Below are 11,443 nucleotides of genomic sequence, written 5' to 3' on the forward strand. Positions count from 1 at the left end.
CAGTATGGGTAGAGACTAAAAGTCATGGCCAAGTGAAGATTGATAAGCGTTATGGTGTTATTAAAGGACGCTTCTTTTTGCCAATGAACATCGCTAATTTCGTCTACCCTCATTGGCTAACGCCAAGCTTTCCGATGCACGAATGGTGCAATAAAACCGATAATGCCACGCTTGCAACGATTGATGTAACTGCATTACGCGCCGCTCATTATATTGAATGGTTTAGCAAGCGCGACTTTTATGACAATCGTCAGTTATCCCTTATCTATTCTGAAAACGGTACTTTAAGAACAGGATTATATTTTGAAGGTGATAGACCGATCGTGATTTATCCTCGGCTGCGTAATGGTGTACATGATTGATGTCTCATAGTTTTTATTTGAACAGTTATTTTTCTTGATAACTAATGAGATTGACTTAATTGCATCCTTACCAAGCATAGCGACCGTATAAGCTTATCTCACTGCGCTTGGCTTTTTCTGCATCAATATCATCCGTCAGTAGTTTAATACCACCATACTTGCTATCTAACGCTATACCTAACGCTTTGGTCTGCGGCTCTATCAACCCAGTGATAGTCATTGGATAATTATTAGCGGTAAGCTGATAACCTGCCGATAGTTGATATAAGTCTTGAATATCATTAATTTGCGTGTGTGCACCAAGTTGCCATTGATTATTTAATTGATGTATCAAATTACCCTCAACCCGCCATGGTAGCGTTTGTGTGACATCTTTAGTATCAAGTTGACCTTCAATCGTATATAAAGGTCGACCATTAACATCGTAATCTAACGCATAGCGCGTGCTTGGCATATCTTTCCATCGCATACGTCCAAGGACATCGTAGCCACTGACTATGACCTGTGTTTTGTCAGATAACTTTCCCACTAATTGTAAATCTAATGAGTAGCCATAACCTGATGGCTTATCAGGGTTCCAGTTTAAGTTTTCTTCACCAAGCGCAGGCTTATCATAATAGTAATCAACGTAGGCATCCGCTTTATCAACGCTGTCCCTTATGTTACTTACTTCAGTATCAGGCAATACTCTTGTCGTTAAGTTACCTGAAACCTTACCTTCAAGCGCATGTAATCCTTGCCAAATATTGGCATGAGTCGTTAACTGCCAATTAGCATTTAGGGGCTGGGTAAAACCAACATTAGCACCAAATCTCTCATTATGCTTAGCATCTAAAAATAATGGGTATGATTGGTTAGTGCTCGATGGCTGTTTGTTTTCATATTGCCAATATACTTCTGCTGTCTCTTCACTAAAGCTCATCAAGTAATCGTAACGCCAACCCAGACCATAGCTAATCAAGCTACCTGCAGGGCGTACTTTTAAGTCTGCACGTCCTTGTAAATACGCATGATCTCCTGATACTAATGGCGCATCCCAATCGCCAATAAAAGCAGTAATAGGCTGTACTGGACTGTGTGCCGTTGCCATTATTGACCAATCAATCTGCGACTTTTCGTTTATATTTTGATTATTTAACCAATCGTTAGTAGGATTAGATGGCGAGTTGAAATTAGAGTATAAGTTAGGATTTTCACTCTGAGCTAAAATAGACGTTGATGCCATCATAGCGATTGTTGTTGGAACAATAAATGACAGCTTACGTTTGGCGAAAAACGGTAGATCCTGTTGTGAAAAGCTATAGATAGCTCGGCTAAAGAATGACATAAATTTCTCACGTTTATTAGAGTGCATAAAAAAGAGACAGTACTAGCCGTCTCTTTTTTGTTATTGCTCGAATAATATTAAAAATGATTGAGCACTGCCATTAGACTTATATTGGTTATAGAACGATTAAACTGTTATCTTTAAATTTAGCCGTGATTTTGCCATCATTATCCATTAAATCACCATAGTCACTACCGTCAACCATAATGTCACCTAGCTTACCCATTTTATCTTTAACAAAATCACCATTGGCATCAACCTTTAATTCAATCGATGCTTTATTTTGCTTAACGGTAAATTGCGTGCTAACCACATCGTAATTATTGTCTAAATTAGACTTACCTGTGACAAATAACTCTTTACCTTCTACGCTAGCCTTTAATCCTTTAAGGTCAATGACGTTACGAGCAGTACGTTCAAGATTGGCTTGGAAATTAAGCGGAATCGTTGTTGACCCTTCTTTAGTCACATTGCCTTTAATGTTCAATACTATTGTCATGCCAACATATTTATTGGCTTTCTCTTCAAGATTACCAGCATCAGTGACGGTCAAAAAGTTTTTAATGTCAGCGTCGTTAGCAGTCGCATTGAGTGTGATTGCTACATTCGTGTTAGGTTTCTGCTTAGTCATTTGACCTGTTATAGCAAGTTTATAAGGAATCGTTCTAACCACTAGACTACTATCTGCTAACTTCTTACTAATATCTAAGGCAGCAAACTCTAAGTCTTTTGCTTCAATCACACTATCATTAGCAGTTAGCTTTAAGTTGCCTAATTTTACGATAGCCTTTTCTAAAGTAATACCTTCTCTGTTGATGTCATTGAGATCAAATTCGTCATCAACCACAACTTTATCACTAAACTGACCGCTGACGGTAAAGCCTTTATTAGAGCTCAGCGTCACGATATCAGCGCCAGAACCAATTTTTATACTCTTGAATCCAATGCCACCATTAAAGCTGGCACTATTAGTATTAGAAACTAAGGCATTTTCGAAACCATCAAACGCAGTTGTAAAGGTGTCTCGATTAATAATTTCTTCATATCTATCCGTCGTTGGATTATATGCATAATCATATTCCTCAACGTTTACCTTAGTAGTACCCGAAAGCTTAAATTGTCCATCAGCATTCAGATTAGCAACAAAACTATTTTCTGGCGTCAATGCTACGTTACCTAACGTATCACTGAACTCTTCATCATCGGCCAAAGCTATAATGTCAGCTGCATTTAGTTGTGATAGACCTTTTTTCTGCATGTAATCATAAAGGGAATTTGGTACCTCAAAAGTATAGCTAAGTCGTGACGCTTGCTTTTCTGTCAGGATATCACTTACGCCCTTATAAGATTCTGTTACCGCTTTATTGTCACTAACAAAAAGTTTAGCCGTGCGAATCATTTCTTTTGCTTGATCAAGCTCAGACAAACTATCATCGACAGGTGGTTTTGTAGGAACGTTAGGAGTACTAGGGCCATTGCCATTATATTCACTGTTGTCGCTATCACTACCACAGCCTGCTAAGGCTAAAGTACTGGCGAGAGCTAATGCGGTTATTTTAAAAGCTTTCATTATGTATTCCTTATATTTTAAATATATTCCGAAAAATGGTTAGAAAAACAATCCAAGTATTTAGGTCATAAAGGCTCACTTGAAAATTTAGATTGCATCTTTCACAAAAAACTTAAGTTTACTCCTTAATTAATAAAGTAAGCTATTTATTTTTGGAATTTATCTATAAGGTAAAGAAATATATAAATAATATTACATAATTATTATTAGCTATTTAAACAACATTGCATGATAGTAAAGTAGCTCTAATTAATAACTTTCAATCACCTGCATCAGCTCATATCTCAGCATATCAGCACTTGGCATCCGCTCAGCATGAAAACGCACGATAGCAATACCGGCACTGGCAAGCGCTTTGTCTTTTTTATCATCCGCCTTCTGCCGCGCTTTACTATTATGTGTCCAATCATCAAGCTCGATGGCGAGCAAGGTAGTCTGCGCATCGATATCCACGATGACATAGTCGACGCTTTGGCGACAAATGCGATTAAACCAAAAGCTACGCTCCGAGGTTTCGTCACTGTTTGCTTCAATGATACGAGACAGCTGCACTTGGACAAAGATATGATATTCGGGCAAGGCATTTTTTAATTTTTTAAAAAAGATGACTTCCGTATCGGTCATGATAGGCATCGGCGCAAATGGCCAAATAGCCAGCTCATCACCGCGTACAGGTGGCGGCTCAGGCTCAGTGGAATGCTTATTAGAAAACAGTTTTGGCAGGGTGATCAGCCCGACAAATCCAACTGCCAATATTAAAAATATAACGCCAAATGACATGGTTTTACCTTATACATAATGAAAGCTGTCAGCTACGTAAATGATGTCATTAAATAAAATGACGATACATAGCTAACCGCAACAGGGCAGCCTTTATAGGCTGACAGGTTATACAGTACAGAAAAGAACAGGAAGAAATAGAAAATAGCGGCGCACATCGTAACCAAGCTTGCCCCAATCAGCAAACAATAAAACAAAAAACACGACAATAGATGTCGTGTTAAAAAAGTTAGTGAGAATGATAAAAATACAAACGGACGCAATTAAAATCGTGCTGTTTATTTAGCGCCAGTATAAAACCCAAGCACTTGTGGTATTGACTTTCGGGTCGCTATTAATCTTATCTTTTAGCGCCAAAGCGGCCACTTTACCGCGTTCAGGACCGACGATGACGCGCACACCACGACTGGTAGGACTGGTTTTAACTTGATAGCCCGCTGATTGGAATTTCTTTGCCAACTCATCCGCTTTGGCTTGGTCATTCGCGAGTGCCACTTGTACGCCAAAACTACCTTTAGCATCGGTTTCTTTCACCTCTTTACGCGCTTCGCTCAGTTTCTGCTGCGCTTCACGCTTGGCATCGGCTGATTTCTTGGCTAACGCTTCTTCTTTTTGACGCTTGTCTTCACGCGCTTTTTCAGCCGTTGCTGCTTCACGTGCTAAGCGATCAACCTGCTGACGCGATGGGATGGTGATATTTTGACCCAGTTGTAGCGAGGTCGAAGGTGATAGATTATTCGCTTGTGCCAAGACTTCTACGGGCATATTGTGTTGCCGCGCCAGTTTAATCAACCCATCACCCTTTTTCACTTGATAATCCGTAGGCGATTTTGGCGCCTCATTTTTAGCGACTTCTGCAGCTTTTTGTTTTTTCTCAGCTTCAGCCTGTTTTTTAGCCTCTGCCTGTTTTTTTGCTTCCGCTGCCTTTTTACTCTCTGCTAGCTTTTTAGCCGCTGCTTGTTCTTTCAGCTTGGCTTCTTGTTGCGCTTGAGCCACTTTTTGCTGCTCGCGTGCGCTGTTATCACTCTCAGTTGCCGTGGCAGTATTATCGCTATCTGCACTAGATTTGGGCGCCGTCGCTGTGTCTGTTTCAGCCTCTTTACTGTCCTCAGCTTCTTTATCTTTAGCAGGTGCGGTGCTCGCCAAATATTGCTGACTTTCAGCGCGTGCTTTGGCCAATGCTTGCGCTTCAGCTGCCTCTTGCTCGCTTAAGAATTGCTGCGCACGTCTTTCTTGCTCTGCAACGCGGGCGGCGCGCTCTTTTTGTTTTTGTGCCAAGATGCGCTTTTCAGTCTCGATATCAGTCGTCAAGGGCTGGGGAGATTCTTGCGCCGGGCTTTGTTTTTCTATCATCGCTGAAGCAGGTTTTGTTTTATTGCTATCGCCAATTTGTTGTACCATGGCGTATAGCATCACGCTACCGCCGATAATCATCCCAATGCCCAATAAGGCTTGTCTCGAAAAGTTCATCCGTTTACGTCTCTTAGTTGGTAATAAGGTTGATTGAGCGGCGCAACTGTCGTCCCAAGCTATGTTTATATGGCTTTAATAAACAATTTTGAAACTTAATATCGCTGCCAGTTACGTCCAGCCATTTTTAAATGCTAAGTTAAGCTGTACATAGCCATTTTAATTTGTACATAGCATTGTATAGCAGTATGTTAAAGCAGTTTGATTATAAAGCATATTTTTTATACTGTCTGCTATCATGCTTCTGCTAAGACTAACATTAAATCAGTAAGATTTTAATTTAAATTATCAGCAGCAAGAGCCGCTAGCGTCTCGCCAATCGTATGGAACGAGCCACATACCACGATTAAGTCTTGCGCTTGGCTGCCCTTTATAACGGCAGCGGTGGCTTCTGATAAACGTTTAAACGCATGTATTTGTGCCTTATCAACATAACTTGCCAAAATACTTTGTAGCTGCTCTGTGCTTGCTGCACGTGGATAATCAATCTCAGCGATATACCAATCGCTAATGGGCAAGCCCGCTTCAGTCAAACGCTGCACGACTTTATTGATATCCTTATCGCCTAACATAGAAAACAGCATTTTAATGCTGGCAGGCCTGCTACTTAAGTTTTCGCAACTATTTAGTTTAGCCAAATGCTGCTGCCAAAGTGGTAATAATTGCGCCAATAAAAACTCAACGCCTTGCTCGTTATGCGCCACATCAAACAGCCAATGACGGTTATGGGTCTCACGATAATCAAAACGACCGGCAAGCTTGACCGTTCGCAATGCCTTTTCAATAGCACTTTTATCAATATTTAAAGGGCTTGCCAGCACCGCTGATAAAGCATTGGCGGTGTTAGTCAAGGATAGCGCGGGGCGTGGTAGTTGCATAGTGACAGCGGCATTACTATATTGCCAAACATCGTTATCCACTTTACGATAATCAAAGTCTTGTCCAGCTTGATAACAGCTTGCCTGATGCGTGGCAATCGCTTGTTGTACACTCGCTGGCATCGCCTTATCGCCATAAACTAGAGAAATGCCATCACGTAGAATCCCTGCTTTTTCACGGCCGATATCTTCGACATTATCGCCTAGCCAATCGACATGATCGATAGCGATATTGGTAATCACCGCCATATCAGGATCAATGATATTAACCACATCTAAGCGACCGCCGAGCCCCACTTCTAACACCCAAACATCGCAATCTGCTTCGGCAAAGATTAATAATGCTGCCAATGTTGTCATCTCAAAAAATGATAAGGTTAAAGCGCACTGTAACCTTGCCGTCTCTACTTTGCTAAAGGCATCAATCAAGGTCTCATCACTGACCATCTCACCATTGATACGCACGCGCTCGTTAAACATACTCAGATGCGGTGACTGATACAGCGCCGTTTTATAACCTGCCGCTTGGCACATTTGCGCGATGACCGCGGTCGTTGAGCCTTTACCATTGGTGCCCGCTACGGTAAATACATAAGCATCGTCTTTGGCTGACTGTACCACGCCTAACGCCTCAGCAACCGGCAATACGCGCGACAGGCCCATATCTATCGCCGAGACATGAATTTGCTGCATATAATCGAGCCATTCGGTCAAACTCGAGTGCTCATTAGGAATATTAGAATTAGAAACGGTAGAGTCAGACATGGGCGGAACCTATATGGAATTTTTCGGGAAAATAGAGAATGAGAAAATGCTTAATTAGGAAATAGAGACAGTATATAACTACCTAGCCAAAAAGCAAAAATAGCATTTACCGTGATTAACGATAAATGCTATTAAGTCATAACGATCTCGATTGCCTGTTTACTAAACCAGCTCAGCACATGTTAAGCATCAACATTCGGTACGCGGCATAATTTAGCTAACAAGCGATAGATGGTATCAATCAATTGATGACGATGTACCACTTCATCAACCACGCCATGCTCTAACAAGAACTCGGCACGCTGGAACGGCTCTTCTAACGTCTCACGCACGGTCTGCTCAATCACGCGCTTACCAGCAAAGCCAATCATGGCCTTTGGTTCTGCCAAATGAATATCACCAAGCATAGCAAGCGATGCCGTCACCCCGCCATAAACAGGATTGGTCAATACTACAATATATGGCACACCAGCTAAGCGCAAACGCTCAATCGCCGCTGCCGTACGAGCCATTTGCATCAAAGATAGCAGTCCTTCTTGCATACGCGCACCGCCAGAAGCCGCAAAGCAGACTAAGGGTACTTTATCTTTAAGGGCTTTTTCAGCCGCTTCTACAAAACGGTCTCCAACCACCGAGCCCATAGAGCCACCCATAAAACGGAAGTCAAAGGCACACGTCACGATATCAAGATTGCGTAATTTACCATACATCACCAGCAGTGCTTCAGACTCGCCGGTTTTATCTTGTGCTTCGCTCATGCGCTGCGGATACGGCTTGCTATCCACAAAGCTCAATGGGTCTTTGGCAGTGAATTGCTGTCCTAGCTCACCGTCTACTTGGTCGAGTAGCCAGTTTAAGCGCTCACGCGCACTCATCGGTAAATGATGGTCACAATGCGGGCAGACATAACAATTAAAAATCAGCGCCGTATTGGTAATCATCGAATGACAGCTACTACACTTGGTTGACGGTTCAGTTTCGACAGCCGTCAAAGGTGCGGTCAATTGCTGTTTAATGCCCGGTATCGGGCGCTCAAACCATGATTGCCCAGCGGAACTGCCATTTTTTTCAGTCGTGCCTGTGTCAGCATTATTTGCAGTGGTCATATCAGGTTTTGTTATCGTATCAGTCATAGTATTCGCCATTATCAAAGGCTTATCGACAAGTTGGCCAGCTTGGTTTAATTGGCTTAGTCTCTTGTCCCTAAGAAGTCCGTTTATAAGAATCAATTTAAAAGTCACATATCGTTATAACATCAGCAGTTATCAAGGGCGCTTATGCGCAACTGTAACAATTTATATGTGATGTTAGTTTACACACGTAAACTAACTTTAGCAAAGTCATTTGCCTGTGTCTTTATAAACATTGTTATAAAAATTGCGCTGGCCTTCTAAGCCTTTCAAACTAAGACTTTCAAATTTTGATACCAATAAACTCGATATAATATTAGGCGGTTAAACTATCAAGTGCGCCGCGTAACTCGTCCATTTTTACCATAATTTTTTGCTGAGCAGCTGCAACCGCAGTCTCATTTTTAGCATCGATATCAGCAAAGTTTTGCACCAGCGCACTACCGACAATAATACCATCGGCGTGCTGCCCGATCTCTTTGGCAGAGGCCGCATCACGAATACCAAAGCCCACACATACTGGCAAATCGGTCTCGGCTTTAATCGCTTGTACTTGGGTAGCCACATCATCGGTATCGAGCGTCGCCGAGCCGGTCACGCCTTTTAATGACACATAGTAAATATAACCACCGCAATGGGTCAGAACTTGCTCGCGGCGCTCAGGCAAAGTCGTTGGCGATAATAAAAAAATCTCATTCATCGCATGCTCAGTCAAATGCTGCGTGAAGCTGCCCGCCTCTGCTGGTGGCAAATCAACCATTAAAATACCATCAACGCCTGATTGCTCGCATAAAGCGACAAAATTGTCATAACCGATGATTTCCACGGGATTCAGATAACCCATTAAGATAATCGGTGTCTGCGTATCTTGTTTGCGGAATTCTGCCACCATGTTTAGCGCATCACGCGTACTAGTACCGGCTGCTAAGGCGCGCTCGCCAGCTAATGCAACAGTTGGGCCATCGGCCATTGGATCAGAAAACGGCAAGCCTACTTCAATCATATCTGCGCCATGCTTAACCAAATCATGTAGTAAGCCAACAAAGTTAGCAGGTGTTGGATCGCCTGCCATTACATAAGGAATCAGGGCTTTTTTATTTTGAGATTTTAAGGTTTCAAAAGTGCTTTCAATACGGGTCATAATGTTCTCTTATAATTTTAAAATTAGTTTGTTGTCATTGAATCGCGTAAAGCTCGCATCTGTTTAATAGACTTATCAAAACTCGCTTGAGCGGTTTCTATGATGGCATCGATTTGAGACAATATGTCAGCATCTAACTGACTAATAAGCGATTTCTGACGCCAAGTCTCAATATGTACTAAGCGTTTTACATAAACCGAATCTGGTAAGTTTTGGCATTTATTAATTAAGAATTCTCGCCAAGGCATTTCTCTTTTTTCATCACCATTGCAAATATTGCATGCCAGCACAAAGTTATAGATTTCATTAGTACCGCCATCTTTTACAGCCTGCAAGTGGTCAAGATGACCTTTGCGACTATTCGGATCAATTACTATATCGCAATAGGCACATTTATTATCAAAATAATTCCAAACTTGCTGCTTCTGAGATTTGTTAGGGTGAGTATCTATAACTTGTAGTAGGCTACGTTTAATCTGGTTTTTCGCCATAGAGGGTGTGACTTTTGCCATCTTACTAATTCTCTGATTTTTCAAAATTAAATAATATAAATATATATTGTGAACCCTCTATTAAACTTAATAGAGGGCATTATCAAACTAAATGAAAAATATTAATAATTTTTAAGCTAGAAAACGAATCTACAACTCAATCCCTTCCGCTTTCATTACCGAATGCAAATCCTTATCACCGCGACCTGACATATTAACGATAATACTTTGCTCAGGCGTCATGGTTTTAGCCAGCTTCAGCGCGTAGGCGACCGCATGAGCAGATTCAAGCGCTGGGATAATGCCTTCTTTACGCGTCACTTCATGAAAGCCCTCTAGCGACTCTTTATCGGTACAGCCAACGTACTCAACACGCTTCATGTCTTTTAGGAAGCTATGCTCAGGGCCAACACCCGGATAATCAAGACCCGCTGAGATAGAATGCGTCTCTTGGATTTGTCCTTCATCATCTGCCATCAAATAAGTACGGTTACCATGCAGCACACCGATACGACCAGCGGCCAATGGCGCTGAATGGCGACCTGATTCAATACCGTCGCCCGTTGCTTCGACGCCATACATTTTGACGTCAGTATCATTTAGGAAATCAAAGAATAGACCAATCGCGTTGGAGCCACCACCGACACAGGCAACCAAGGCATCAGGTAATTTACCGGTTTTTTCTAAATGTTGAATACGCGCTTCTTTACCGATAATCGCTTGGAAATCACGTACCAGTAGCGGATAAGGGTGCGGCCCTGCAACCGTGCCAATAATATAATAGGTCGTATCAACGTTGGTCACCCAGTCGCGCATGGCCTCGTTCATGGCGTCTTTCAGCGTCCGCGAACCTGAAGTCACTGGAACAACGGTCGCACCGAGCAAACGCATACGATAAACGATACACTCTAACCCTAGGCGCGCAGCAATCGTTGCCGTCGCAACGCCATGTTGTCCCGCCCCAGTTTCGGCGATAATGCGTTTTTTACCACACATCTTAGCCAGTAAGGCTTGACCGATGGTGTTATTTACTTTATGCGCGCCCGTATGATTGAGGTCTTCACGTTTAAAATAAATCTGCGCGCCGCCAATCTCATCACTTAAACGCTTGGCATGATAAAGCGGCGTTGGACGACCGACATAGTTGACCAAATCGTTATGATACTCTTCCCAAAACGCCGGATCGGCTTTTACTTTGGTATATAAGGTTTCAAGCTCTTCGAGCGCTGCCATCAGGGTTTCAGAAACAAAACGACCGCCGTGAACGCCGAAATGTCCGCGCGCATCAGGATATTGGTTAAAGTCTTGGACGTTTTCTGGATTGGTAAAGGTATTGATGGCTTTAGCAGTAGCAGATACATCTTTGCTTGCGACATGACTCATGATAATTCCTACTATAATAAGTGGTATTTTTTAGAATAAATAAAGGGAAAGGTTTTAGGTAATGAGCTATTTAACAAATAGAAATCCACCGTTAAAAGGCTAATTACTGATATTCGAAGGTTCGCTCGGCGTCTCGTTTTGCCATC

The 11,443-nt window shown here is 42.2% G+C and carries 9 protein-coding genes and 1 pseudogene; 1 reads left to right on the top strand and 9 read right to left on the bottom strand.

Features of this window, described 5'->3' with window-relative positions; all coding sequences use genetic code 11:
* A pseudogene (locus V7D75_RS11410) lies at positions 1-362 on the top strand (DUF1853 family protein); the annotation flags it as partial.
* A 67-nt stretch (positions 363-429) separates the two neighbouring features.
* Here the strand turns inward: V7D75_RS11410 and V7D75_RS11415 are convergent.
* The 9 genes from V7D75_RS11415 to trpB all read right to left on the bottom strand — a co-directional run bounded on the left by V7D75_RS11415 (position 430) and on the right by trpB (position 11,297).
* Positions 430-1,689 (bottom strand): hypothetical protein, encoded by a 1,260-nt coding sequence (locus tag V7D75_RS11415; protein WP_333614649.1) that lies wholly within the window; start codon positions 1,687-1,689, stop codon positions 430-432.
* Between the two features lie 115 nt (positions 1,690-1,804).
* Entirely contained in the window at positions 1,805-3,259 is a 1,455-nt protein-coding gene (locus V7D75_RS11420) for a hypothetical protein (protein ID WP_333614650.1), read from the bottom strand.
* Positions 3,260-3,508: 249 nt separating this feature from the next.
* Positions 3,509-4,039, bottom strand: coding sequence for a DUF2726 domain-containing protein (locus V7D75_RS11425; protein WP_068408504.1), 531 nt, complete (start codon positions 4,037-4,039; stop codon positions 3,509-3,511).
* 282 nt (positions 4,040-4,321) lie between these two features.
* Positions 4,322-5,509, bottom strand: coding sequence for a LysM peptidoglycan-binding domain-containing protein (locus V7D75_RS11430; protein ID WP_333614651.1), 1,188 nt, complete (start codon positions 5,507-5,509; stop codon positions 4,322-4,324).
* Positions 5,510-5,784: 275 nt separating this feature from the next.
* On the bottom strand, positions 5,785-7,152 hold the full coding sequence (folC, locus tag V7D75_RS11435; protein WP_333614652.1) for a bifunctional tetrahydrofolate synthase/dihydrofolate synthase: 1,368 nt from the start codon (positions 7,150-7,152) through the stop codon (positions 5,785-5,787).
* Between the two features lie 182 nt (positions 7,153-7,334).
* Positions 7,335-8,297 (bottom strand): acetyl-CoA carboxylase, carboxyltransferase subunit beta, encoded by a 963-nt coding sequence (accD, locus tag V7D75_RS11440; protein ID WP_333614653.1) that lies wholly within the window; start codon positions 8,295-8,297, stop codon positions 7,335-7,337.
* Positions 8,298-8,598: 301 nt separating this feature from the next.
* Positions 8,599-9,423: a tryptophan synthase subunit alpha gene (trpA, locus tag V7D75_RS11445; protein WP_333614654.1), complete on the bottom strand. Its 825-nt coding sequence runs from the start codon at positions 9,421-9,423 to the stop codon at positions 8,599-8,601.
* 23 nt (positions 9,424-9,446) lie between these two features.
* Complete coding sequence (locus tag V7D75_RS11450; RefSeq protein WP_333614655.1) at positions 9,447-9,935, bottom strand: HNH endonuclease; 489 nt, start codon at positions 9,933-9,935, stop codon at positions 9,447-9,449.
* A 129-nt stretch (positions 9,936-10,064) separates the two neighbouring features.
* The gene (gene trpB / locus V7D75_RS11455; RefSeq protein WP_333614656.1) at positions 10,065-11,297 is read right to left on the bottom strand and encodes a tryptophan synthase subunit beta; all 1,233 of its coding nucleotides are present in this window, start codon (positions 11,295-11,297) and stop codon (positions 10,065-10,067) included.
* Between the last annotated feature and the right edge of the window lie 146 nt (positions 11,298-11,443).

It is taken from the genome of Psychrobacter sp. (assembly GCF_036731945.1).
Taxonomy (GTDB): domain Bacteria; phylum Pseudomonadota; class Gammaproteobacteria; order Pseudomonadales; family Moraxellaceae; genus Psychrobacter.